A 24,925-nucleotide genomic window follows, 5' to 3' on the forward strand; every position below is an offset into this window, starting at 1 on the left:
AATCCTAAATGAATCGTAAATTTTTTACCCCACCCCAACCCTCCCCTTATCAAGGGGTTGGTGTGTACACGGTAGCCTTAGCAAGGGGGGCTGGAGAGGATCTTTCTCAACAGCTACGCGAAGCATTAGCAGCACCGGGGAAAGAGCGAATTCGAGATTTAGTGAAAAATCCCCTGAGATGTTCCCTGCTGTGCGACACTTGGCAGTCGTTGGATGGGGATTTGCCGGATACTAAGGCGAAGCTTTATCAACGATTTGTGACAACTTTGTATCAGTGGAAAAAACCGCGCCTGAATTTGATTCAGCAGCAGGAATTGAATGCTGCTTTGGGGAAATTGGCACTTTCAGGGATGTTAAATGAAACGTCCCGGTTTCAGTTGCGAGAAAGTGTGGGATATCGGGTGATGGGTGCATCGCAGTTTGAGTTAGCTTGTCGTTTGGGTTGGCTGAATTTAGTGGCGAGGGATGCGGAGACGGCGGAGGGGATTTATGCTTTTTACCATCCGACGTTTCAGGAATATTTTGCGGCGTTGGCGGTTGAGGATTGGCACTTTTTCTTGAATCACATTCCTAAGAATCCGCAACATCCTGATGCTAGGTATCGCATTTTTGAGAAGCAGTGGAAAGAGGTTATTTTGCTGTGGTTGGGGCGTGACGATGTAGGGAAGGAGGAGAAGGAAGCGTTTATTAAGGCGTTGGTTAAGTTTAAGGTTGGGTGGGATAAATTTTATGGATATCGGGCATATTTTCTAGCGGCTGCGGGGATTGCTGAGTTTAAAGATTGTAGTCTTGCTGATGAGATTGTGTCGCAGATTGTTATTTGGGGATTTGGTTATTTTAATAAGCAAAAACAGGATTGGCGGACATTTCTCGATCCAATTGTCGAGAGGGCAAGGGAAGTTCTGAAAGAAACAGATCGCCAAAGGGCTATCTCCGCTTTAATCGAGTTGATCCGCAATTCAGGTGATGAATATACCCGGAGGGAAGCGACCAGAAGTTTGGGGGAAATCGGCAAAAATTGCCCAGACACGATCGCCACTTTAGTCGAATTAATCAATACTTCTCAGGATGAAGTTACTCGGTGGCAAGCGGCAGATATCTTGGGTAAAATTGATAAAGATAGCCCAGTAGCGATCTCCGCTTTAGCAGAGTTAATTCACACTTCAGTTGAGAAAAACACCTGGAAGCGATCGGCATATAGCTTGGGGGAAATAGGAAAAGATAGCCCAGAAGCGATCGCCGCTTTAGTCGAACTAATCCGCAATTCAGTTGAGAACGGTTTCTACCCGGTTTTCGGGTGGTCTAACGTACCTACCTGTATAATAGTGGCATATAGCTTAGTGAAAATAGGCAAAAATAATCCAGTGGCGATCGCCGCTTTAGTCGAGTTAATCCGCACTTCAGATAATAAAGTTACTCAAGGGCGAGCGGCAGAAATTTTAGGTAAGATAGACAAAGATAACCCGGTAGCGATCGAAACTTTATTGGATTCAATCCGCAACTACCGTCCTAAAGATAATCGTTATCAAGCGGCAGAAAGATTAGCAACAATCGGCAAAAATAACCCTGTTGCGATCGCTGCTTTAGTCGAGTTAATCAGCACTTCCCGCAATCAAGTTACCCGGTGGCGAGCCGCAGAATGTTTGGGGAAAATAGACAAAGGTAACACAGTAGCGATTTCAGCTTTAGGCGATTTGATCCGCAATTCAAACAATAAAATAACCCAGTCATCAGCAGCAGAAAGTTTAAACAAAATAGGCAAATATAGTCCAGAAGCAATTTCCCTTTTAGTCGGTTTCATCCGCAATTCAGGTGATGAATTTACTCGGCGTTTAGCTGCAGGAAGCTTGGGGGAAATCGGTAAAAATAGCCCAGAAGCAATCTCCGCTTTAGTCGATTTAATCGCTAATTCTCAGAATGAAGAGACTCGACGGCAAGTCGCAGAAAGCTTGGGGAAAATCGGCAAAGATAGCCCAGAAGCAATTTCCGCTTTAGTCGATTTAATCGCTAATTCTCAGAATGAAGAGACTCGACGGCAATCTGCAGAAAGCTTGGGGGAAATCGGCAAAGATAGCCCGGAAGCAATCTCCGCTTTAGTCGATTTAATCGGTAATTCTCAGAATGAAGATACTCGCTGGCGAGCGGCAAATAGCTTAGGGAAAACAGGCACAAATCACCCTGTTGCGGTCGCCGCTTTAGTCGAGTTAATCGGAAATTCTGGAAATTCTAATTATAACAACCAGTATCGAGCGGCAGATAGCTTGCGGGAAATTAGCAAAAATCAGCCAGTTGCAATATTCGGTTTAGTTGAGTTAATCCGCCATTCAGGTGATGAATATACCCGGAGGATAGCGGCATCTATATTAGGGGAAATAGGCACAAATAACTCAGAAACACTCGCCACTTTAGTTGAGTTAATCCGCAACTCACCTGATGCAGATACCCGGTGTGTAGCGGCATATAGCTTAGGGAAGCTAGACAAACATAACTCAGTGGCGATCGCCGCCTTAGTTGAGTTAATCCGCAACTCACGTCCTGAAGATACCGTGTATGACCCAGCAGATTGCTTAGGGAAAATTATGACAGGTAAACATTTCGCTACCGCAGTTTCAGGTTTAAAAAAATGCCTAACTTCCGAAATCTACAAAAATAATTTGGGTCGCAATGAGAAGTGCTACGGAGTCATCTGGGAGTGTGCCGAAAATATGACTTACCCAGAATTTTATCAAGCATGGCACGCTTAACCCACCGCTGGAATTGCCCTTAACAGGTTTTCCGCCAAATCAAGAGGACTTGCCGAATGCGGTACAGAATTGGATGGGAGGGATGGGTTCGCGATCCAGGGGCCGGACACGGCAATGCCGTTTCCCTACAGGTATTACAAAAACGTGCGATCAAAAGCAGATGCGAACCAATCCTTTAACCTACAATACTATTTTTAGAGATGCCATCACCGAGCCTCCCAAAGACTCCCCCAAACCATGCCCAAACCAAAAAAGACCCCCGCCAAAACCTACACTGAAATCAACCTCAGCGATCCTCAATATTACTTCAACCGAGAACAAAGCTGGCTAGAATTCAACAACCGCGTGCTTCACGAAGCTCTCGACCCCCGCACGCCCATCCTAGAAAGGCTCAAATTTCTAGCTATTTTTAGCTCCAACCTAGACGAATATTTTATGGTGCGCGTGGCTGCCCTCAAACAGCAAGTACAAGCAAAAGTCAGCAAATTGACTTCCGACGGCAGCACCCCTCAACAACAGCTAGATGCCCTTAACCAGCGACTTTTGCCAATGGTTTCTCAGCAACACTCTTATTTTGAGCAAACCCTGCGGCCGAAACTAGCAGCAAGCGGCATCTACATTCTTGACTACATTGACCTCAATCAAGAACAGCGGAATTACTTGCATCGCTACTTCAAAGAACAAGTATTTCCCGTACTCACTCCCCTAGCAGTTGACCCCAGCCACCCATTCCCCTACCTTTCCAATCTCAGCCTCAATTTAGCAGTAGTAGTCAGGGACCCCGACACGCGGGAAGAATTATTTGCCCGCGTCAAAGTACCGCAGGTTTTGCCGAGGTTTTTGCCACTACCGGGGGATTTGCAGTGGCAGCAGAGGGGCAAATCTCCGGTTTGGACTGGCGTGCCCCTAGAACAGGTGATTGCCCACAATTTAGAAGCTTTGTTTCCGGGGATGGACATTCAGGAATATCACCCGTTCCGCATTACTCGCAATTCCGATTTGACGGTGGAGGAAGATGAGGCGGAGGATTTGCTGTTGGCAATAGAACAGGAACTCCGCAAGCGCCGATTTGGAGGTTCTGCGGTGCGGATGGAAATTCAAGCGATTATGCCGCCTGCACTGCGAGATATGCTGATGGAGGAGCTGGATCTCGGTGAGCAAGATGTTTACGTCGTAGAGGGGCTGCTAGGCCTCAAGGATTTGATGTCTTTTGTGGGGCTGCCGGTGCCGGAACTGAAAGACCCGCCTTGGACTCCGGTTGTGCCGCCCCGTTTGCGGAACTCGGAATCACCAATGATTTTAGGCAAATTAATGTTGGATGCTGAGGAGGGCGAGGATATTTTCACCGCCATCCGCCAGGGGGATTTGATGCTACACCATCCTTATCACTCGTTTGCGGCGACGGTACAGCGGTTTATTACTGAGGCGGCGCACGATCGCTCTGTGTTAGCGATTAAGATGACTTTATACCGCACTTCGGGAGATTCGCCGATCGTCAGCGCCTTAATTGAAGCAGCAGAAAACGGCAAGCAGGTAGCCGTTTTAGTAGAGCTCAAAGCTAGGTTTGACGAAGAAAATAATATTAATTGGGCTCGCAAGTTAGAACAAGCTGGAGTCCACGTAGTTTACGGTTTGGTGGGGCTCAAAACCCACACCAAAATTGTGATGGTAGTGCGTCGCGAGGACGATTACATCCGCCGCTATGTCCACATCGGCACCGGCAATTACAATCCCAAAACAGCCGGACTCTATACCGATGTGGGTTTGTTGAGTTGTCGCGAGGATTTGGGATCGGATTTGACGGATTTGTTTAATTATTTGACTGGTTATTCGCGGCAGGTATCTTATCGCAAATTGTTGGTGGCACCGGTCAATATGCGCGATCGATTTTTAGCTTTAATCCGCCGCGAGGCAGAATTCTGTCGCTTGCAGGCCGAAGGTGGCACCGGTAGCTGTGGCCGCATTGTCGCTAAAATGAATGCTTTAGTTGACCCTCAAATCATTGTTGCTTTGTACGAAGCTTCCCAAGCGGGAGTGAAAATTGATTTGATTATTCGGGGGATTTGCTGTTTGCGTCCCGGCGTTGAAGGTGTTAGCGAAAATATCAGAGTTATCAGTATTATCGGCCGCTTTTTAGAGCATTCTCGGATGTTTTATTTTTTCAACGGTGGCGACGAAGAGGTGTATATTGGTTCTGCTGACTGGATGCAGCGCAATCTCACCAGACGGGTTGAGGCCATAGTTCAAGTGGAAGACCCGACAATTGCTAAGGAATTGCAAGAAATTTTGGGCGTAATGCTGGCTGACAACCGCCAAGCTTGGGATTTGCAGCCGTCAGGACACTACTCTCAGCGGCGGCCGCCTGCTAATTGCCCGGAGGTGAGCTCTCAGCAAATTTTGATGGACATGGTTTTGAATTAGTTATTAGTCATTAGTCATTAGTCATTAGTTGTCAGTTGTCAGTTGTCAAATTTGCAGTTAGCAGTGTAGGTTCTTGTTAGCTATTAAGCTGTACTGCATTTGATTTTAACTTTTTGGGCGGGCTAGAATCCCACCCCACCAGATTTTTACTAACATGACTATAGCAATCCTTGCATGATTTGTGGGATGGGCTTCTAGCCCGTCCCTCCCAGTTGTGGGATGGGCTTCTAGCCCGTCCCGACTAGAAACCCAAACCACGTTTATAACTGACGAAAGGATTGCTATGTGCAAATTAAAGGCGCGACAGCTTAGCCAACCACTGACAACTAATGACTACTGACTGACAACTAATGACTACTGACTAATGACTACTGACTACTGACTACTTAACTGTTAAAAGTACGCTTGAATTCTTCTAAGAGATCATCAATTTCTTCGATCGCCTGACTCACATCTATTCTCAGGGCTCCCAAGTCCGATCGATCTAACAGCCGCACGAGGGATTCCCGCTTGACTTCGATCTGTGCTACGCGCTCTTTGAGTGTTTGTGCATCCATGGTTTTTTGCCTTTGCTAGTATTAACAAAAATATTTGACATTCCCCCCTGCGAACAGACGGAGATTCTTAATTCACCGACATACCTTTTTGGGCAAATCCTTCACTGTTTTTATATGGTAAGTGATGAACCTGCTCAGGATTTTTTGGTCTGTGTTATAGTTTGATTGTACATCAAAACCTCAGCCAAACTTCAGCCACATTTTAGCGCAAAAAAGGCGGACGTTTGGTATCTGCGGGTTTATTTTTCATCATTCCAGCTAAAAATCGCTTCAGGGCTTTCTCCCGGTTTTTCATAAAAGCAGCCCAAAATCCCGGTTGATATTCATCCATTGTCTTGGCTAGGGCCCAGACATCGATCGCTAAGATATTATAAAGCCTTTCATCTTCACGTTTGAGCGAGTTAATCTGCTCCAGAACCGCCTTGTTTGCTCCAGCAGTTTGTTTGTCTTCGTCTTTAATCATGTCCGAAAAATGGTTGAAAGGGCAAGAGTGTCGATCGCGATCGCCACTCTGTATACTTTGATGATACTGCCGATCTCGATTGCCTTCTGGAACCAACGCCGCGCAATTAACACGGATATTTACCAATGGCGCGCCCGGACGAGTCCGGCTGGATAAGCTTCTGAAGCTAGAGACAAGACTGTGGATGCACACCGCTCCCGCGCTCATCGATGCTAGCAGTTTTTGCAGGTCTTTTGGCAAAAAAACTAAATTTATTCCAGACTTTTTGACAGATAATAATTAAAGTATATTTTTTCTGTCCGACTACTTACCTCACTAATATGTTACGTAAAATTTCTTTAGCAAACCTAGCCTTAGTTGTGGGCGGTATTATAGCAGCAGTCGGGTTCGGAGCCTACTTCACAGACAGACCTACCCTGAACCTAGCCGGTTTTTTTTATGGAATTCCGCTGTTGCTGGGAGGTTTGGCCCTGAAAGCGGCCGAACTCGAACCGGTGGAGTTCACCGAACCGACATCTCCCGAAGTTCTTCTCCTGCGAGAAAGTCAGGCCACAGATACTCAAAACCAAGTCCGCAAAGATATCACCCGATTTCGCTACGGCCAACCCGCGCACTTAGATGATGCTTTGGAGCGCTTGGGCTTAGCCCCGACAGACGAGGAACGGCCCCTCCTGCAAGGGTTGCGGGAAGTTGATGTTGATGGTGCTTATGGGTTAATTTTAGAGTTTTATTCGCCACTACTGCCGATCGACTTATGGGAAGAAAAGCAAGACAAAATAGCTACTTTTTTTGGACCAGGTTTGCGCGCACAAGTGACTCAAAAGGCTGGTGACAAAATTGAATTGGCTCTAATTAAAAATACTCAAGCTTAAAGTATTCTAAAGTTTTGAGTGCAGCAATTTTGCAGCCACCAATTAATAATTAATCCTGCATCGGCTCAGATACTGATTTTAGCGGCAGCGTGAAACCTGTCGCTATCAACAAAAGCTCTATCCGCAATTGAGCGATCGCCCCAATTGGATTTTCTTTAATTAAAATAGTAGTTGAGAAGTTATCGGCAATCTTACAGCAATTTGCGACCAAATTGCTGTATATCAAAACTTAAATAAAAATAGGTTTTTTCGCTCCCCTGAAAGAAACCGGGTTTCAGACTTAAGCAAATTAATGTTTTTAGAGAAACTGCAGGCAAGTTAAGGATAAACAGAGTTAATCAGCCTTAACAAACAAGCGAGAACGAGTAATAAAACGCTCTCCCTCCGGCCCTTCTAGGGAAAAATCGCTGCCTCCTGGCCCCGATGCCACGTCTATAATTAACTGCGTGTGCTGCCAATATTTGTATTGCTGGGCTGCAATATAAAACGGACAACCCCCTATTTCGCCCAGCAATACGTCACCATCACCGATGATCAATTCGCCATCGGGATAGCACATGGGGGAACTACCGTCGCAGCAGCCACCGGATTGGTGAAACATCAATTCTCCGTGTTGAGTTTTGAGATGGTTGATTAATTTTAAAGCGGCTTCTGTTGCGGTGACTTTGGCAGTTTCCATTGCAGTCTCTTTGTGTAGCAATTTTATTTCGTTTTTGAATGAGATTTTTTTTTATAAACCGCAGAGGGCGCAGAGGGCGCAGAGAAGGAGAGGAAAGAGAGAAAGAAGGAGTTCGCGAATCATTGAAGTTTGTCTTTCTTCTTTCTTTCTTCCCAATGACTAAAATCTTAGAAGAAACCTAATGCTTTCGGGCTGTAGCTGACTAACAAATTCTTGGTTTGCTGGTAGTGATCTAACATCATTTTGTGATTTTCGCGGCCGATACCGGATGATTTGTAGCCGCCGAATGCTGCGTGGGCTGGATATAGGTGATAGCAGTTTGTCCACACGCGGCCTGCTTGAACGGCGCGGCCCATGCGGTAGGCGGTGTTGATGTCGCGAGTCCAAACTCCGGCACCTAAACCGTAGAGGGTATCGTTGGCAATTTCTAATGCTTCGGCTTCGTCTTTGAAGGTGGTGACTGCTAATACTGGGCCGAAGATTTCTTCTTGGAAAATTCGCATTTTGTTGTTTCCTTTGAAGACTGTTGGCTGGAAATAATACCCATCTTGCAAGTCGCCGGGTAAGATGTTTCTTTCGCCACCAATCAGGCATTCTGCGCCTTCGGCGTGACCGATTTTGACGTATTCGGCGATTTTTTCCATCTGGTTGATGGAGACTTGGGCACCGAGGGCGGTTGTCGGATCTAAGGGGTTGTCTTGTTTGATTTGGCGGATGCGATCGATCGCCCTTTCCATAAATCGATCGTAGATTGACTCCTGAATTAAGGCGCGGGAGGGACAGGTGCACACTTCTCCTTGATTAAACGCAAACATCACTAATCCTTCGACTGCTTTGTCGAGGAATTCATCGTCTTGGGCGCAGATATCTTCAAAGAAAATGTTGGGGGATTTGCCGCCTAATTCTAGGGTGACGGGGATGACGTTTTGGGAGGCGTATTGCATGATTAGCCTGCCGGTGGTGGTTTCGCCGGTGAAGGCGACTTTGGCGATCCGGGGACTGGTGGCGAGGGTTTTGCCGATTTCGGCGCCTGGCCCGTTAATGACGTTGATTGCGCCGTCTGGTACTAAGTCGGCGATGATTTCCATCAGTACCAAGATGGAGGCGGGGGTGGGGCCTGCTGGTTTGAGCACGACGCAGTTTCCGGCGGCGAGGGCTGGGGCGAGTTTCCACGCGGCCATTAATATCGGGAAGTTCCAGGGGATGATTTGTCCGATGACGCCTAGGGGTTCGTGGAAGTGGTAGGCGACTGTTGTTCCGTCGAGTTCGCCGATCGACCCTTCTTGAGCTCGGATGCAGCTTGCGAAGTAGCGGAAATGGTCGATCGCCAGCGGTATGTCTGCGAGGCGGGTTTCGCGAATTGGTTTGCCGTTGTCCCAGGTTTCGGCGATGGCGAGGCGATCGAGGTTTTCTTCGATGCGATCGGCTATTTTGTGCAGAACCCGCGCCCTATCGGCTGGGGAAGTCTTACCCCACTTGTCTTTCGCTGCGTGGGCGGCATCCAGTGCCAATTCTACATCTTCGGCGGTCGATCGGGGGATTTGACAAATTGATTTGCCTGTAATTGGAGACAGGTTTTCCGAGTATTTCCCTTTCACCGGTGGCACCCACTTGCCGCCGATAAAGTTGTCGTAGCGAGTTTGAAAAATCGACTGACTGCCGGATTGAACAGGTGCTGCTACTACCATTTTATTACCTGATTAAAATTTGTTTTCGCGGACGCTTGAAATCTCTTGAGCATCAACTATCGTCTATTTTCCGCAACTTCGGTCACTTCATATACAAAATTTTACATTTGTTAAATATTTGGCAGTCACTGTATGGGCGGGTTCACAAACAATCTCTGGCTAAAACAAACCATCTCAAAAACCCGCCATACCAACGGTAAATACTATTATTAATTAACTGTTCCAGTATCGTTTATTTTCGCTCTCTTCGGTCAGTTTATATACGAGGTTTTACATTTTTAAATTATTTTTCAGTCACTGTAGGCGCGGGTTCACTAACAATCTCTGGCTAAAACCAACAATCTCAAAAACCCGCCATACCAACGGTTAATACTATTAATTAACTGTTCAATTATCATCTATTTTCGATCAGTTTGGTCAGTTTATATACAAAAATTTACATTTTTAAATTATTTTGCAGTCACTGTAGGGGCGGGTTCACCAACAATCTCATGCTAAAACCAACAATCTCAAAAACCCGCCCCCACCCAACGGTAAACACTATTAATTAACTGTGACGCAGATATCCTTGGTGCTGCTCTACAATTATCCGATAGCTGAGAGGAATCTTTGACGAGATGGTTAGTTCTGCCAACCAGGGAGCAGAAAGTGGATCGGGAAGATATTTGCTAATTCCCATATCGCTATCAGCAACCTCAATATAACTCCCCTGAAAATCGACCACATCATTGCCAACCCAAATCACCGGCTTAAATTTGATTTATTGCAACTATTACAACTCTTGAGCCGACTCTTATAAAACATCGCGTGATTAAGGCTATTCATAAAAGTTTGATTTATCAGAGATGTCGCACCATTCTCAATAAGCTTTTTATGAACAGGCAAGATGCCTGTTCCACAAGAAAATTAACTCTTTGTGGAACAGGCATCTTGCCTGTTATTGAGAATGGTGCAAAATGTGAGATTGATCCAAGCTGCATAACGCTCAATCTGTGGCAAATTGCCAAATTGTTTCATCAGCTTGATTCCTAGCCGTCCCTCGCCAATGGTCACGTTTGTTAAATTTGCACCCAGAAAGTCAAACCTTCGCAGCGTTTTATTGCTAAAATTGAAAAAAATAGTAAATAAGTGCATTCATCATTCTCAATGTGACAATATTGCATAATATTTATTAGCACCATAAGCAATAAGGGTTAAAACACTCAATGTCTGCTCAAGGGTTTTATCGTCGTTCACTCCCCGATTCTGCTATTGCCTTTTCCTCCGTAGAGGGAAAGCAAATATTTCGAGAAGCGTTGGCACGGGGAGGTATGGAAGGGTATTTTGCTCTAGCGGAACAGTTTCACACTCAAGCAGAACCCGCTTTTTGTGGATTGGGTAGTTTAGTTGTTGTTCTTAATGCCTTATCCATCGATCCGGGTCGCATTTGGAAAGGGGTGTGGAGATGGTATGGAGAGGAATTTTTAGACTGTTGTTTACCTCTTTCAGTCATTAAAGAAAACGGTATCACCTTTGATGAGTTTGTCTGTATAGCACGTTGCAACGGTGCTGTTGTAAAACCTAACCGTTACCACCAAAGCAGTTTGGAAAACTTTCGGCAAGCAGTTGAGGAGGTGACTACGGCGTCAGGTGATATTCATCTAGTTGTTTCCTATAGCCGAAAGGTATTGGGACAAACAGGTGATGGTCACTTTTCACCAATTGGTGGCTATCATCCACAGCGGGATCTAGTTCTTCTGCTGGATGTTGCCCGTTTCAAATATCCACCTCACTGGGTTTATTTGCCTTTGTTATGGCAAGCATTTGAACCTGTCGATTCCGTCACTAATCAATGTCGAGGTTATATTTTATTGCAGAAGAGTGAAAGGTTGCCAGAAACCTTCTTTCATGTTGCTTGTGATTTACATCAGTGGCGTAGTGTTGCTCCTTACTTTACAGAAATACTCCCAGACATTCTGAGAAAAGAGCAACCTGATTCAATTGCTTCATTTGTCAGTACCATCCTGCACCATTTGCCTGTTGAATTCACAACTATGGTGCATACCTCCTCAGAGACAGCAGAGAAACTTGAGAAATTACGGGCAGCTATTGAGTTAAATTCACTGTTTGATATTGTTGACCAATGCTTGTCAAGCGATGACTCGGATGCAATGTCTGTTGTAGGGAATTGGCCGCAACAGCCATTCGTAGCAGAGATAATAACAGCAATATTACTCTCCTGTCCCGAAACGCTCTATGCAACTCTCAAACCCGATTTACGACTGTGGTTTAGTGAGGTTCGCCACCTTGAGAAACTACTCCCTCCCTTGGATATAGAGATATCTAGATTGAGAGAACAAATGTCCGCACTCCAGGAGTTTTATATTTTATATTCAAAGGGACATCAGTGTAATATCCCTAGTGCGGGCTTTGGAAACTGGGAATGAAAACTGGCTGCGCTGCGCCTTGCAAGATAAAATTCACCAACCTTATCGTGAGAAAGCGATGGCGGCTGCTTGGGGGGAATTTGGGGTAAAGGCTGAGGTAAGGGCGATCGGGCTTGATACTCAAGGAGCACAAGTTTCGACTGAATTAAGTTAGTTTGCTTAAAAAACCCTTCAATTCCCCTACCAACCATTCTTTCTCAGCTTGCGGCAAAAATAAGCCAAAACAATAGTTACGCGACTTGGCGCGAATCCCGCAAAAAGTCATCGATTTTTTGAGCAATGGCAGATGAATTCCCCTCAACTTTACCCGCTGGATATCTTGAGGGCTGATTTGAATTGGTCTTGGTCTACTGAATAGATAATAATCAATCCAACACAAGCACATCAAAGCATAAAATAGGGTAAATGTTGTTATAGCCAGGATTGATATATTGAAAAATCGCCCGGATAATCTCTGTAGCCAGTCGGTTGTAGTGTATTCACAAGACAAGCTAGATAGAACAAATCCCAGAATCAAAGAGAATGGAAGTAAAAATTTATAACTCAGATGAATGAACTGGAAAAACCACTTGAGTTTGCTAGGTGAACGATCGGGGTGTATCTTGATTAATAACCACCGTTTAGTGTCAATTAAAGTAATTCGGGATTGGGGCGATCGCTTAAACATTTTGTCGGGATTAATCCCGCTTGGCTGTTCCCCTCGCAACGCTGATAAAGCATCTTTTGCTGAGTGAAATCGATCTTCACTTGCGGGTTCAATTATCTTCTCTAACCAGTCGGCAAACTCTGGAGAAATAGAGACGATCTCGCGGAATTGTACCTTCAGCTTGTGTCTGGGTAGATCGGATGGAAATTTCTGGGTTAACAAGAAAAGCAGCGTTGTGCCTAATCCATACAAATCTGTTGATAATACAGCTTTTCCTCGGAATTGTTCTGGTGCCATGTAACCGTAGGTTCCGACAACGGTACTGCCTCCAGTAACGGTATGATGATAAGTATTTTGAACTGCGCCAAAATCAACTAAAAAGACTAGCCCATTTTTTTGCAGAATAATATTTTGAGGTTTAATATCTCGGTGGATCGCAGCAGGTAACAGCGATTGGAGGTAAGCTAGAATTTCTAGCAATTGATAGGCGATATGACGAACTTGCGCTTCATTTGGTTTCCAGCCATTTTCTATCAACTGTGCGAGAGATTTTCCCGGTGCGAGTTGTTGGGCGATATAAAAACAACGATCTTGGGAAGTATCAACTTGAAAGTAGTCAATGTAGCGAGGAATTCCCGGATGATTCAATCCCGATAAAGTTTTTGCTTCTCGTTCAAATAACTCGACTTTCTTCCATTCAGTTGTCAGGCGCAGGGATAAAGCTTTGAGTGCAACTTTTTGATTGCTGTTTAAATCTACAGCAGCATAGGTGATTCCAACTCCACCCTGTCCTAATTTGCCTAGAATGCGATATCTTTCAGCAAGGATTTTTTCCGATCGTTGTAGTGTTTCCATATTTTTCTGCCTGGGTTGATTGTGGATAATTAATAGGTTGCACCGCGAGACCTGAGTATTTTAACTGTTGGTTTTTGGTCAGGGTTCAAGTTAGTTTCTGCTATCTTGAGCGGCGTGTCGCCATAGCAGTTTGTAGTGTCAATTATTGCACCTTTAGCAATCAGTAACTCGAAGATTTCTACAGTGTCATAATGTGCGGCTTTGTGGAGTGGAGTTGTGTTACACATATCTCTATTATTAACATCTGCACCGTTTTTAATTAGCAGTGCAGCAATATCATTGTGTCCGATCGCGATCGCTTGATACAATGGAGTTTGACCGTTCTCATTTCTAGCGTTAACCCTTGCGCCATTAGCAATTAGCAGTTCAGCGATATCTTGAGATCCTTGAGCAACAGCAAGATGCAGGGGAGTTTGAAGCAAGCTATTTTTGGCATTAACGAATGCACCTTTGGCAATGAGTTGTTTTGCTACATCCTTAAGTTTGAAATCGACAGCGATATGCAGTAAAGTTCTGCCTTCTTTGTCTTCACTATTAACATCTGGGTTTTTACTAATTAGCAGCGCCACTGTATCCTGAAGTTTCAGGTCTACGGCGATATCCAGTGGAGTTTTTCTTTGATTATCCTGGATATTAATTTCTGCACCTTTAGCAATCAGCAATTTTAAGATTTTTACAGTGCCATAATGTGCGGCTTTGTGCAGTGGAGTTGTGCCAGATCCATCTATATTATTGACATCTGTACCGTTGTTAATTAGCAGTGCAGCAATCTCATTGTGTCCGATCGCGATCGCTCGATACAATGGAGTTTGACCGTTCTCATTTCTAACGTTAACCCCTGCACCATTAGCAATTAGCAGTTCAGCGATATCTTGAGATCCTCGATCGACAGCTAGGTGTAACGGAGTATTTCCAGATTTGTCCCTAGCATTGACATCCAACATTAGCAAAGCAGCAACTTCTTTTGTGGTTGCATAGTGCAGTGGAGTTCTTCGATAGTCATCGCGGATCGCCACATTTGCACCGTCTTTAATTAGCTGTTGTACCAACTCCTTAAAACCTATGTGGGCTGCGTTATGTAATAAAGCTGTACTCTTGCCATTTTGGGCATTGTCTTCTTTGATGTTAATTTTTGCGCCTGCGGCGAGTAGTATCTTTGCGATCGCCTTCGATCGCGCCATATGTAGAGGAGTCATGCCATATTTGTTTTTGGCATTGACATCCGCACCTTTAGCAATCAGCAACTTGGCCATTTCAGTCGATCGGGCCCAGAACAGAGGAGTTGTACATATAAAATTACACAGCTCAAATTGAGTTTCTCCCCAGGCGTTAACATCTGCACCTTTAGCAATTAGCGTCTGTGCCACTTCTATGCGATCGGACAAAGCAGCGCTGTGTAATGGGGTACCGCCAAATGTATCCTTAGCGTTGACATCTGCACCCTTGGCAATTAACAATTCTGCCACCTCTTTTGAGCCAGCAAAGTGTAGTAAATTCTGATCATTTACCCTGCTATTAGCATTAATGCCAAGATCCAGATAATGCCTAACAGTTTGAGTATCTCCCTGTCTGACAGCCTCGACAACTGCATTGGGTGTAAATCCAATCCGGTTGAGGATGGGATATTTAAAGTGATTGAAAACAGCAACAGTAGCAATAGCAGCAATTCCTATTTTGAGGCGTTTTTTCCATTGCGTCGGATTGGATTTAACGTTAACTATTCGAGGATTACGAAGAGATTCAAGCGCTTCTTTTGCCGATCGAAAGCGGTTTTCTAAATCTGGCGCGATCGCTTCTTCTAACCAATCGGCAAATGCTGCTGAAATCTGAATTTGAGAGCGAAAATCTTTCTCTAGTATATTTGTTGGTAATTCGGCGGGGGAACGGTGGGTTAGTAAATACAACAATGTCGCTCCTAAACCATATAAATCTGTTGCAGGTACGGCTTGTCCGAGAAATTGTTCTGGAGCCATATAACCATAGGTTCCAACTACGGTACTTCCTCGCATTAAAGTATTGTAATAAGTGTTTTGCACTGCTCCAAAATCTACTAAGCAAACTTCCCAATCTTTTGGTTTGTGGGAATTAATGGGGGATTTAAAAACAATATTTTCTGGTTTAATATCCCGGTGGATAACAGGTGGTATCTGTGAATGGAGATAAACTAAAATCTCCAAAATTTGTGTTGCAATGCGTTGAATTTCGGATTCGCTAGCGTGCCAGCCATTTTCGACTAAACTGGCTAGAGATTGCCCTTGGGCCAGTTCTTGTACTATATAAAAACAACGGTTATCGGGAGTATCGACATAAAAATAATCCAAATAACGCGGAATTCCCGGATGATTCAATTTTGATAAAACATTGGCTTCTCGTTCAAAGAGTTCCAGGACTTTCCAGTCATTCATCTTCTGTAAAGACAAAGCTTTGAGTGCGAGTCGCTGATTGGTTTTGAGGTCAACGGCTTCATAAGTTGTGCTACTACCGCCTTCTCCGAGTAGCTTTTTAATTTGATAGTGTTTGACTAAGTTATGGGGAATTTGTTCGACAATATCCATAGCATTATCCTGGGTTGATGAGTACCAACAAACATTTTATATTTGGGTTTTTAAACCCCAACTTTTAAAAAATTTATGCAATGTAAATTGAGTGTTTGAGTATATTTCAAACAAGTCAATAGAAAAGCCAATGACGGACTCTGTATATTTGTTTAAATTTCAATTACCGTATTTCTATGGATAGCTTACCCAGGATTTTGGAGTGTCATATCACCTTTGGCGAAAATTTACGTACGGGATATTGATCGTAATCGAGCCGATAATCATAGCCGACGCGATCGTAAATGCCTGCAATCAATTCCGGCAAATTAACAATAGGTTCTACATCTTCTTCGCGCAAAGGAAGTTGTCGGTCTTTTTGAGATGCTAGCCAACGTTCCTAGGCTTCTTTATCGCCACTTTTTCTCTCAGCGCCCTCTGCGTCCTCTGCGGTTAATCAAAAAAAGTAGTGATTTTGGATACAATTCCCGACTCAAGAGTCGATCGAACTCCTCAATTTTCGATGCGGATCTAAAATTCACCTAAAGTTCGACGCCCTTTGGCAAAACCCTCCCTAAGATAGAACTTAGGGGACGATCGACCTAAAAGCCGATACAGGGGCAAACGCCTTGCACCTGAAAATCCCCAACTAGCGAGCCGCAAGACAGGGAGGACATCAAAATCATGGTAAACGCGCCGACAGGGGAAGCCCGCCTGGGCCCGATCGATCAGGTGCAAGCCTTAGACCGCGATTGCACAACCCTATCTCGTCACGTACTCCAGCAACTTCAAAGCTTTTCAGCAGATGCTCAGGATCTCAGCGCCCTGATGAATCGCATCGGGCTGGCGGCCAAGCTGATCGCTAGGCGACTCAGCAGAGCCGGATTAATGGCAGATGCCTTGGGGTTTACAGGGGCTACGAACGTGCAGGGAGAATCCGTCAAAAAGATGGATATCTATGCTAATGAAGTGTTTATCTCGGTATTCCAGCAAAGCGGACTTGTCTGCCGCTTGGCTTCGGAGGAAATGGAAAAACCCTACTACATTCCCGAAAATTGTCCGATCGGGCGTTACAGTCTGCTCTACGACCCCATAGACGGTTCTTCCAATCTTGACATCAATCTCAATGTAGGCTCCATATTCAGCATCCGCAAGCAAGAGGGGGACGATGCAGATGGCTCTGCTTCTGACTTGCTGCAACATGGACACAAACAAATTGCCGCTGGTTATGTGCTCTACGGCCCTAGTACCATGCTGGTTTATTCGATCGGTCAGGGTGTTCATTCCTTTACCCTCGACCCCAGTCTGGGCGAGTTCATTCTAGCTAACGAAAACATTAAGGTTCCCGATCGCGGCCCGATTTACAGCGTTAATGAAGGCAACTTCTGGCAGTGGGAGGAATCTTTGAGAGATTACATTCGCTATGTACACCGCAGTGAAGGCTACACCGCCCGGTACGGTGGGGCTTTGGTGGGAGATTTCCACCGGATTTTGTTCCAGGGAGGCGTGTTTTTGTACCCCGGAACGGTGAAAAACCCCGATGGCAAATTGCGTTTGCTCTACGAATCGGCTCCTTTGGCGTTTTTGATGGAGCAAGCCGGCGGGCGCGCCAGTACCGGTATTCAAGACATCTTAGACGTTGTGCCGACCAAACTGCATGAGCGATCGCCCTTGATCGTCGGGAGTAAAGAAAATGTAGCGATGGTCGAGTCTTTTATTCAAGATCGATCGCGCAATCCTAGAACAGTCCAAAAGTGAAGGAAGTTCGGCAACGGATTATGTAACGGATGTAACGGATGTAACGGATGTAACGGATGTAAAGGATAGAAGGAAGAAGGAAGAAGGAAGAAGGAAAAGGGAAGAAGGAAGAGGGTTTTAACTTATAAGTTTCGATTCCCAATTACCAATTCCCCATTGCCAATTTTCAATTACCAATTTTCAATTTCCAATTTCCAATTTCCAAGTCCCAATTAACAGCTATCAAATTGTAGGAGTTACAGTAATGACAGCAACACCAACGAATCACCTGTTAGAAATCAAAGAAATTGGCCAGAGTATCTGGATGGACAATTTGACTCGCGATCTGATCGAGTCGGGCGAACTCAAACAGATGATTGAAAGTCGGGGACTGCGCGGGATTACATCTAATCCGGCTATTTTTGAGAAAGCGATCGCGGGTAATGTGATTTACGACGCGGATATCGAAGCGGGCATCCGGGCGGGTAAATCTGTCATGGAGATTTACGAATCTCTGGTATTTGAAGATATCCGCAACGCTTGCGACATCTTCGCCCCGGTTTACGCAGAGTCGAATGGTTTGGACGGCTACATTAGCATTGAAGTGCCACCGACGATCGCCAACGACACAGAAAGCACGATTAGCGAAGCCCTGCGCTATTACAAAGCCCTTGGCAAAGAAAACGTGATGATTAAGATTCCGGGAACCGCTGAAGGTTTGCCCGCAGTCGAACGAGTCATCAGCGAAGGCATTAACGTTAACGTGACTTTACTGTTCTCGGTTGACAGCTACGTCGAAACCTTCTGGGCTTACATTCGCGGTTTGGAAGCGCGGGCGGCTAAAGGTTTGGATATTAGCAATATTGCTTCTGTTGCCAGTTTCTTCTTGAGCCGGATCGACATCAATATCGATGGCAAGATTGATGAGAAACTCAAAAATGTCACAGATATTTCCACCAAAGCCAAACTCGAAGCGGTGAAGGGGAAAATTGCGATCGCCAATGCCAAAGTAGCTTACCAGAAGTATAAAGAGATCGTAGCGAGCGATCGCTGGCAAGCTTTAGCGGCCAAGGGAGCGAAAGTGCAGCGCTTACTGTGGGCTTCCACCAGCACCAAAAACCCCAACTACAGCGATGTGATGTACGTCGATGAACTAATCGGCCCGGACACCGTTAACACTTTGCCACCGAACACCGTGGAAGCTTGTTTCGATCACTGCGATGTCGCACCCCGGATTGAGAACAACGTTGCAGAAGCTTACACCCTGATCGAAAGTCTCAAAGATCCCGACATCGACATCAATTTGGACAAAGTGATGGCAGACTTGCTCCTCGACGGGATTGATAAATTCGTCACCCCGTTCCAATCCCTGATGGATTCCTTGCAAGAGAAAGTACAGAAGTTGTCACCCGTCGCTTAGGCAGATATCTGTATCCTGAAAGGCAGAAGCATTTGGGAATCGGAGTAGATAATTATTTGGGTTCTTAAAGGCTGAGTTTTAAATCCTCTCTAGGAATTTTGAGATCAATGGGTGTCATAGTTCCTAGAGAGCAAAATCATCTGCCTCCTCTACCAGTATTAAGAACCGATTAACTCTCTCACCCAGCAACTAGCAGAAATGACCGCAAACTATCATGGTGTCTTGGCAGGGTTAACACCACTAGAACAAGGAAAATAAATAATGGTAACGCTACTTGAAAATCCGTTGCGCGTAGGTTTGCGAAAAGAACGAGTGCCGGAACCACAAATTCTGGTCATCTTCGGAGCTTCTGGGGATCTCACCCAGCGCAAACTGGTACCTGCAATTTATCAGATGAAGCGCGATCGACGCTTGCCACCGGAAACTACCGTCGTGGGAGTAGCCCGCCGCCCTTGGAGTCACGATTACTTCCGAGAGCAAATGCGCGAAGGCATTGAAGAATTTGGCGGCGGCATTGGCAATGAAGAATTTTGGCAAGATTTCGCTAAAGGTTTGTACTACTGTCCGGGCGACATTGATAACCCCGAAAGCTATCAAAAACTCAAAGCTTTCTTAGCGGAACTCGACGAAGACAGGAGAACTCGCGGCAATCACATATTTTATCTGTCAGTTTCCCCGAACTTTTTCCCAGAAGCGATTAGACAACTGGGCGCGGCTCAAATGCTGGTCGATCCAGTAAAACACCGCTTGGTAATTGAAAAACCCTTCGGCCGCGATTTGAGTTCGGCAAAAGCTCTCAACCGAGTCGTGCAGCAGGTTTGCCAAGAACAGCAAGTTTACCGAATCGACCACTATTTGGGTAAAGAAACTGTTCAGAATTTAATGGTGTTCCGGTTTGCGAACGCGATTTTTGAACCGCTGTGGAATCGGCAATTTGTCGATCACGTACAAATTACAGTTGCAGAAACAGTAGGCGTAGAAGACCGGGCTGGTTACTACGAATCCTCTGGGGCGTTGCGGGATATGCTGCAAAACCACTTGATGCAGATTTTCTGTCTGACGGCGATGGAACCGCCGAACTCGCTCGACGCAGACAGCATCCGCACCGAAAAGATGAAAGTTCTGCAAGCAACTCGCTTGGCAGATTTGAATAACTTGGAGTTCTCAGCGATTCGGGGTCAATATTCCGCGGGTTGGATGAAGGGCAAACAGGTGCCAGGATATCACGAAGAACCGGGCGTTGCTCCCAACTCGACAACGCCGACTTTTGTGGCGATGAAGTTTATGATTGACAACTGGCGCTGGCAGGGAGTGCCTTTTTACCTGCGAACCGGCAAGCGGTTGCCGAAAAAAGTTAGCGAAATTGCGATTCAGTTCCGCGAAGTGCCGCTGTTAATTTTTCAGTCTGCGGCCCAACAAACTACTCCTAACGTTTTGACTATGCGGGTACACCCGAACGAGGGGATTTCGCTGAGGTTTGAGGCGAAAATGCCGGGGCCGGATTTGCGGACGCGGACGGTGGATATGGATTTCAGTTACGGTTCTTCGTTTGGGGTGACATCTTCGGATGCTTACGATCGCCTGTTAATTGATTGTATGCTGGGCGACCAAACTTTGTTTACCCGTTCTGATGAAGTGGAAGAGGCTTGGCGGGTGGTAACGCCGGCCCTGATGGCTTGGGAATCGTCCAACGACCAAGATTTGGTTCCTAAATACGAAGCGGGTACTTGGGAACCGGCGGAAGCAGAACTGCTAATTAACAGAGATGGTCGCAAGTGGCGCAGACTTTAAGAGTGATTAGTCAGCAGTTATTAGTCATTAGTTATTGGTCAGCATTAGTATTAGTGATTAGCTAATAACTACTAACTAATAACTACTAACTAATAACTAATGACTAATGACTAATAACCAATGACTAATAACCAATGACTAATGACTAATGACTAATAACAAAGGAGAAAAGATTTATGACGATGACACCGATGAAAGCTCCGCCTCTGGTTTCGCTACAAAGTCCTAAAGATGTGTCGATCGACCAAATAGAGGCCGAATTGAGTCAAATTTGGGAAAGTTACAGAGAATCGGGGTCGAAGGGCGATTTTCCGATCGCTAGTAGGGCAACAACTTTTACTTTTGTAGTCTACGAACCGGAAGAAACTCAGCGGTTATTGGCGGATCTGGGGTTTTACGACGGGCCAGTGGACGGTATTACTGGGCCGATGACGGCATCTAGCATCAGGGCGGCTCAAAAAGCTTACGGGCTACCGAGAACTGGCAAAGCTAATGCTGAATTGCTGGCGACTTTGCGGGAAGAAGTGGCTCGCAAAAATTCCAGTGGTGAGGAGATGGGATCTAGTGGCTTGGGTTCCGGGGGTTCGGGGGTGGCTGATGCGATTGTGGCTGCCAATCCCTGCCGGATTATTGCTCTGTGCCCGACGGCGGGGGAAGATACGGGCGTGCAGGCTCAAGTGGCTGCTTATTGTCCGGTTCACAAGCGCACCAGTGGCAATCTGATCTGCTGCGAGTACATTACGCTGCGCGGTACGGAAGCTGCTTTGGAACGGGTGAGCGGCATCGTGACGGCGTTGACTATCGCTGATTTGCCGACGCTGCTGTGGTGGAAAGCGAATCCTGATGCCGATCGAGGTTTGTTCCAGCGGCTGGCGGCAGTTAGCAGTTCTGTGATTGTTGACTCTAGCAGCTTTGCTGAGTGTGAAGCTGAATTGCTGTTGATGCAAAGTCTGATCGAGGAGGGAATTCCGATCGCGGATCTGAATTGGCGCCGGTTGGCCGCATGGCAGGAGTTGGCTGCTGAGGCTTTTGACGCCCCGGAACGTCGCGCTGCGATTCGGGAAATCGATCGGGTGACGATCGATTACGAACAAGACAATTCTACTCAAGCGCTGATGTATTTGGGTTGGCTGGCGAGTCGGCTTCAGTGGCGTCCGGTTGCTTTCAAACAGGAAGAGGGCGATTACCAAATCAAGCGAATTAAATTCGCCGGGCCCGACGAACGGGTTGTCGAAGCTGAGTTGGCTGCTATTCCTACTGCTGATACGGGCGATGTCGCGGGCGATTTGATTGCTGTGCGTTTGAATTCTACAAACGAAAAGGCTGACTGCGGTACGGTTCTGTGTTCGGAAGCGGGTGGCTGTATGCGGATGGAAACGAAGGGTGGCGCTCAAACCGATCGGTTTAACCAGGTGAGTCCTCTGTTCGATCAGGTGACGGAACACTTGCTGGGCCAGCACTTGCAGAGTTGGGGCCGAGATGTGCTTTACGAGGAAAGTTTGGCAGTGACGGCTCAAATGCTGAAGTTGGCTAAGCGGTAAAAAGAAGTTCGGCAACGGATTGTGTAGCGGATGTAACGGATGTAACGGATGGATGGAATCAGGAGAAAGGAGAAAGGAATAAGCAAGACGGATTGAGTTAATATTCAGTGGGGCAGGCAATGTCTGCCCTACTTTTATTCTTCTCTTTTCTTCCTGCGCGCTCTTCGCGGTTCGTTAAATTGTTATTATTTGAGCAATTTGAGAGCAATACTCATAACTTTATCAACCGTCTATTTTTATGAGGAAAGATTGCATAAATCTTTGATTGATACAGAAACCGCAGATGCAAGGCAGATTAACACAGATAAACGCAGATAATTTCATGATTGGGAAGGACTTTGGCAATCTTATCTATTATTTATTTTAACTAACTATAACTATGAGTTTAGTAATTGCTGGTGAACGTAGCGGTGCGGGAAAGACTACTGTAACGATCGCCCTTTTAGCTTATTTAATCCGCCGTGGCTTGAATGTTCAGTCTTTTAAGGTTGGCCCCGATTACATTGACCCCATGTTTCATGCTTTTGTTACTGGCCGCCCCTGTCGGAATTTAGACCCGGTATTAACGTCTGAATCTTATGTAAAAAAGTGTTTTTCTCGTCACATTCAAGATGTCGATTATGCCTTAGTTGAAGGGGTGATGGGACTCTTTGATGGAGTGAGTCGAAAAAATCAGGAATCAGGAAGGCACGACACGAATTTTGACAGGGATACACGGATTAATTATCGAAAAGAAGAAGGCAATTATGATTTTTCCTTTGCTTCTACGGCTCATGTTGCTTATTTGCTGAATTTGCCGGTATTGTTTGTGATAGATTGCAGCAGGCTGTCTGGTTCTGTGGCTGCGATCGCCCACGGTTTCCGTTCTTTTAACCCTGAACTTAAATTCGCTGGTTTGGTGCTGAATCGGGTGGCGAGCGATCGACATTTGGAACTGCTTCAAGATGCTCTCAAACCGCTCAATTTACCAATTTTAGGCGTTTTGCGTAGGGATGAGGCTGTTACTATTCCCGATCGACATTTGGGGCTGATTCCGGCTGAGGAGTTGCCGAATCTTCATGCTGCGATCGATAAACTGGCTGATTTGGCTGCTGTTAGTTTTGACTGGGAGCAACTTTTGCCTTTGTTGGCTGCAACTCGAAATGAGGGGGGTGAGGGGTCAGAGCAACTTTCGGGTACGCACAGTCTCCCTTCGGGAATCATAACTCAAAAAGATGATGTTGTCAACAGTTTGGGAAAACAATTTGGAGTGAGGATTGCAGTTGCGCGCGATCGGGCTTTTAATTTTTACTATCAGGACAATCTTGATTTGTTGGAAGAGTTGGGTGCCCAGTTGGTATTTTGGAGTCCGCTTGATGACTTGGTTTTTCCTGACAATGTGCAAGGGTTATATTTTGGTGGTGGTTTTCCCGAAGTGTTTGCTCAAAAATTGAGCGGTAATGTTTTAATTCGGGAGGCGGTAAGAAGTGCGATTTTTTCGGGAATGCCGACTTATGCGGAGTGCGGCGGTTTGATGTATTTGTGCGATTCTATTGTAGACTTCGATGGCAATTCTTGGCCAGGGGTGGGAGTGTTGAAAACTGCTGCTGCGATGGGTAAGCGTTTGACGCTGGGATACCGAGAAGCTGTGGCGGTGAGGGATAGTTCGGTGTTAACTGCTCTTGATGAGGTTTGGGGACATGAGTTTCATCGATCGCATTTAACTGTTGAACCGAGTAATCCAGTTTATCACAGTTGGAGGTATGGGAAGCGGGGGGAAGTTGAGGCGGTTGCTGAAGGTTGGGGAGTTTGTCGGGTACACGCTTCTTATTTGCATTTACACTGGGGTGCTCGGCCTGATATTCCGGCTCGTTTTTTGCAGCAGAGTGCTGATTTTGATTGTAAGGGTGTTTTGGGCGATCGAGAAAGTGAACTAGATTTTTTTATTTAATTAACCGCAGAGGACACAGAGGGCACAGAGAATAGAAGAGAAGAGACAGGAGTTACTGTATTAGAATGTTTTTGATGGAAAGCAGAGAGGGGATGTTGGAATTTATGAGCGAATCAATTTCGACTAAGCAATTGTTGGCACAATGGGTGACACCGGAGAATTTTCGGAGTTACGGTCAAGTTATCTTTGCGGCTGTTGATGGCAAGTGTTTCGATGCTGAGGATGCTCAGTTAAATTTGCAAAATGGTATTCCTAGATTTTACATTATGCGGCTGCACAATAAAGGTCGCAAGTTTCGCAAAATTACGCGGCACGTTCAATGTACTCAGTGTTTGGGTTCTTTGGATGGGAAGGATTGGTTGATGGCGGTTGCGCCTCCTGGGGATAGCTATAAACCGAGTTTAGAGGATATGGCTGCTTTTCGGATTCCGGGCAATTGTTTTATTAAGTTAGATGTGGGGACTTGGCACGCTGGGCCTTATTTTGATGCGGATTTTGTTGATTTTTACAATCTGGAATTGAGCGATACTAATGTGGTTGACCATTTTACCTTTGATTTTGTGAAAAATCACAATCAGGAATTTGAGATTGTCTGGATTTAAGAAAAATTTATCGTAGAAT

At 45.7% G+C, this 24,925-nt stretch carries 19 protein-coding genes and 1 pseudogene; 11 read left to right on the forward strand and 9 right to left on the reverse strand.

The features are described from left to right. Nucleotides 1-8 precede the first annotated feature (8 nt). Complete coding sequence (locus QUB26_RS15420) at nt 9-2,744, forward strand: HEAT repeat domain-containing protein (RefSeq protein WP_333242075.1); 2,736 nt, start codon at nt 9-11, stop codon at nt 2,742-2,744. Between the two features lie 237 nt (nt 2,745-2,981). Continuing rightward, complete coding sequence (gene ppk1 / locus QUB26_RS15425; protein ID WP_333242078.1) at nt 2,982-5,165, forward strand: polyphosphate kinase 1; 2,184 nt, start codon at nt 2,982-2,984, stop codon at nt 5,163-5,165. A gap of 386 nt (nt 5,166-5,551) precedes the next feature. Here the strand turns inward: ppk1 and QUB26_RS15430 are convergent, their stop codons facing one another. Together QUB26_RS15430 and QUB26_RS15435 are read right to left on the reverse strand one after the other, a co-directional pair. After that, complete coding sequence (locus QUB26_RS15430; protein WP_333242080.1) at nt 5,552-5,722, reverse strand: hypothetical protein; 171 nt, start codon at nt 5,720-5,722, stop codon at nt 5,552-5,554. Between the two features lie 202 nt (nt 5,723-5,924). Beyond that, nucleotides 5,925-6,425: a hypothetical protein gene (locus QUB26_RS15435; protein ID WP_333055727.1), complete on the reverse strand. Its 501-nt coding sequence runs from the start codon at nt 6,423-6,425 to the stop codon at nt 5,925-5,927. Nucleotides 6,426-6,505: 80 nt separating this feature from the next. Here QUB26_RS15435 and QUB26_RS15440 point away from each other — a divergent pair, with 80 nt between their 5' ends. Beyond that, nucleotides 6,506-7,057 carry a DUF2854 domain-containing protein gene (locus QUB26_RS15440; protein ID WP_333245842.1) on the forward strand — a complete coding sequence of 184 codons (552 nt, stop codon included), beginning with the start codon at nt 6,506-6,508 and terminating at the stop codon, nt 7,055-7,057. Between the two features lie 334 nt (nt 7,058-7,391). On the opposite strand, the gene QUB26_RS15445 is transcribed toward QUB26_RS15440, so the two are convergent. The 4 genes from QUB26_RS15445 to QUB26_RS15460 all read right to left on the reverse strand — a co-directional run bounded on the left by QUB26_RS15445 (nt 7,392) and on the right by QUB26_RS15460 (nt 10,558). Next, nucleotides 7,392-7,736, reverse strand: a complete 345-nt coding sequence (locus tag QUB26_RS15445) for a DUF779 domain-containing protein (RefSeq protein WP_333242084.1) — start codon at nt 7,734-7,736, stop codon at nt 7,392-7,394. Nucleotides 7,737-7,903: 167 nt separating this feature from the next. Beyond that, nucleotides 7,904-9,424 (reverse strand): acetaldehyde dehydrogenase ExaC, encoded by a 1,521-nt coding sequence (gene exaC / locus QUB26_RS15450; protein ID WP_333318694.1) that lies wholly within the window; start codon nt 9,422-9,424, stop codon nt 7,904-7,906. Between the two features lie 547 nt (nt 9,425-9,971). Continuing rightward, nucleotides 9,972-10,169, reverse strand: a complete 198-nt coding sequence (locus QUB26_RS15455; RefSeq protein WP_333242088.1) for a hypothetical protein — start codon at nt 10,167-10,169, stop codon at nt 9,972-9,974. A 161-nt stretch (nt 10,170-10,330) separates the two neighbouring features. Next, nucleotides 10,331-10,558 carry a hypothetical protein gene (locus QUB26_RS15460; RefSeq protein WP_333242090.1) on the reverse strand — a complete coding sequence of 76 codons (228 nt, stop codon included), beginning with the start codon at nt 10,556-10,558 and terminating at the stop codon, nt 10,331-10,333. A 71-nt stretch (nt 10,559-10,629) separates the two neighbouring features. On the opposite strand from QUB26_RS15460, the gene QUB26_RS15465 reads away from it, so the two are divergent. Then, the gene (locus QUB26_RS15465; protein WP_333242092.1) at nt 10,630-11,850 is read left to right on the forward strand and encodes a phytochelatin synthase family protein; all 1,221 of its coding nucleotides are present in this window, start codon (nt 10,630-10,632) and stop codon (nt 11,848-11,850) included. Continuing rightward, a pseudogene (locus QUB26_RS15470) lies at nt 11,822-12,004 on the forward strand (homoserine kinase); the annotation flags it as partial. The gene QUB26_RS15465 and the pseudogene QUB26_RS15470, both read left to right, overlap by 29 nt. Here QUB26_RS15470 and QUB26_RS15475 read toward each other — a convergent pair. The 3 genes from QUB26_RS15475 to QUB26_RS15485 all read right to left on the reverse strand — a co-directional run bounded on the left by QUB26_RS15475 (nt 11,996) and on the right by QUB26_RS15485 (nt 16,246). Beyond that, complete coding sequence (locus QUB26_RS15475; protein WP_333242096.1) at nt 11,996-13,351, reverse strand: serine/threonine-protein kinase; 1,356 nt, start codon at nt 13,349-13,351, stop codon at nt 11,996-11,998. The pseudogene QUB26_RS15470 and the gene QUB26_RS15475 sit on opposite strands and share 9 nt — an antisense overlap. A 29-nt stretch (nt 13,352-13,380) precedes the next feature. Then, a complete protein-coding gene (locus QUB26_RS15480; protein WP_333318696.1) occupies nt 13,381-15,906 on the reverse strand; it encodes an ankyrin repeat domain-containing protein in 2,526 nt (841 codons plus the stop codon). Between the two features lie 205 nt (nt 15,907-16,111). Next, nucleotides 16,112-16,246: a DUF4058 family protein gene (locus QUB26_RS15485; protein ID WP_333242101.1), complete on the reverse strand. Its 135-nt coding sequence runs from the start codon at nt 16,244-16,246 to the stop codon at nt 16,112-16,114. Nucleotides 16,247-16,569: 323 nt separating this feature from the next. Here QUB26_RS15485 and fbp point away from each other — a divergent pair, with 323 nt between their 5' ends. From fbp to QUB26_RS15515, 6 genes are all read left to right on the forward strand, one after another. Continuing rightward, entirely contained in the window at nt 16,570-17,643 is a 1,074-nt protein-coding gene (gene fbp / locus QUB26_RS15490; RefSeq protein ID WP_333318698.1) for a class 1 fructose-bisphosphatase, read from the forward strand. Nucleotides 17,644-17,887: 244 nt separating this feature from the next. After that, on the forward strand, nt 17,888-19,042 hold the full coding sequence (tal, locus tag QUB26_RS15495; RefSeq protein ID WP_333318700.1) for a transaldolase: 1,155 nt from the start codon (nt 17,888-17,890) through the stop codon (nt 19,040-19,042). A 261-nt stretch (nt 19,043-19,303) separates the two neighbouring features. After that, nucleotides 19,304-20,833, forward strand: coding sequence for a glucose-6-phosphate dehydrogenase (gene zwf / locus QUB26_RS15500; RefSeq protein WP_333318702.1), 1,530 nt, complete (start codon nt 19,304-19,306; stop codon nt 20,831-20,833). Between the two features lie 176 nt (nt 20,834-21,009). Further along, nucleotides 21,010-22,374, forward strand: a complete 1,365-nt coding sequence (gene opcA, locus QUB26_RS15505) for a glucose-6-phosphate dehydrogenase assembly protein OpcA (RefSeq protein WP_333318704.1) — start codon at nt 21,010-21,012, stop codon at nt 22,372-22,374. Between the two features lie 379 nt (nt 22,375-22,753). Beyond that, nucleotides 22,754-24,304 carry a cobyrinate a,c-diamide synthase gene (locus QUB26_RS15510; RefSeq protein WP_333318706.1) on the forward strand — a complete coding sequence of 517 codons (1,551 nt, stop codon included), beginning with the start codon at nt 22,754-22,756 and terminating at the stop codon, nt 24,302-24,304. A 92-nt stretch (nt 24,305-24,396) separates the two neighbouring features. Next, nucleotides 24,397-24,906, forward strand: a complete 510-nt coding sequence (locus QUB26_RS15515; protein ID WP_445299610.1) for an ureidoglycolate lyase — start codon at nt 24,397-24,399, stop codon at nt 24,904-24,906. The last annotated feature ends 19 nt before the right edge of the window (nt 24,907-24,925 follow it).

This window comes from Microcoleus sp. B4-C1, assembly GCF_036705285.1.
Lineage (GTDB): Bacteria > Cyanobacteriota > Cyanobacteriia > Cyanobacteriales > Microcoleaceae > Microcoleus.

Bases quoted from the DNA above. Each gene is read 5' to 3' on its own strand.
- QUB26_RS15420 (WP_333242075.1), top strand. From the start codon at position 9: ATGAATCGTAAATTTTTTACCCCACCCCAACCCTCCCCTTATCAAGGG.
- ppk1 (WP_333242078.1), top strand. From the start codon at position 2,982: ATGCCCAAACCAAAAAAGACCCCCGCCAAAACCTACACTGAAATCAAC.
- QUB26_RS15430 (WP_333242080.1), bottom strand. From the start codon at position 5,722: ATGGATGCACAAACACTCAAAGAGCGCGTAGCACAGATCGAAGTCAAG.
- QUB26_RS15440 (WP_333245842.1), top strand. From the start codon at position 6,506: ATGTTACGTAAAATTTCTTTAGCAAACCTAGCCTTAGTTGTGGGCGGT.
- QUB26_RS15445 (WP_333242084.1), bottom strand. From the start codon at position 7,736: ATGGAAACTGCCAAAGTCACCGCAACAGAAGCCGCTTTAAAATTAATC.
- exaC (WP_333318694.1), bottom strand. From the start codon at position 9,424: ATGGTAGTAGCAGCACCTGTTCAATCCGGCAGTCAGTCGATTTTTCAA.
- QUB26_RS15460 (WP_333242090.1), bottom strand. From the start codon at position 10,558: ATGCACTTATTTACTATTTTTTTCAATTTTAGCAATAAAACGCTGCGA.
- QUB26_RS15465 (WP_333242092.1), top strand. From the start codon at position 10,630: ATGTCTGCTCAAGGGTTTTATCGTCGTTCACTCCCCGATTCTGCTATT.
- QUB26_RS15475 (WP_333242096.1), bottom strand. From the start codon at position 13,351: ATGGAAACACTACAACGATCGGAAAAAATCCTTGCTGAAAGATATCGC.
- QUB26_RS15480 (WP_333318696.1), bottom strand. From the start codon at position 15,906: ATGGATATTGTCGAACAAATTCCCCATAACTTAGTCAAACACTATCAA.
- fbp (WP_333318698.1), top strand. From the start codon at position 16,570: ATGGTAAACGCGCCGACAGGGGAAGCCCGCCTGGGCCCGATCGATCAG.
- tal (WP_333318700.1), top strand. From the start codon at position 17,888: ATGACAGCAACACCAACGAATCACCTGTTAGAAATCAAAGAAATTGGC.
- zwf (WP_333318702.1), top strand. From the start codon at position 19,304: ATGGTAACGCTACTTGAAAATCCGTTGCGCGTAGGTTTGCGAAAAGAA.
- opcA (WP_333318704.1), top strand. From the start codon at position 21,010: ATGACGATGACACCGATGAAAGCTCCGCCTCTGGTTTCGCTACAAAGT.
- QUB26_RS15510 (WP_333318706.1), top strand. From the start codon at position 22,754: ATGAGTTTAGTAATTGCTGGTGAACGTAGCGGTGCGGGAAAGACTACT.
- QUB26_RS15515 (WP_445299610.1), top strand. From the start codon at position 24,397: ATGTTGGAATTTATGAGCGAATCAATTTCGACTAAGCAATTGTTGGCA.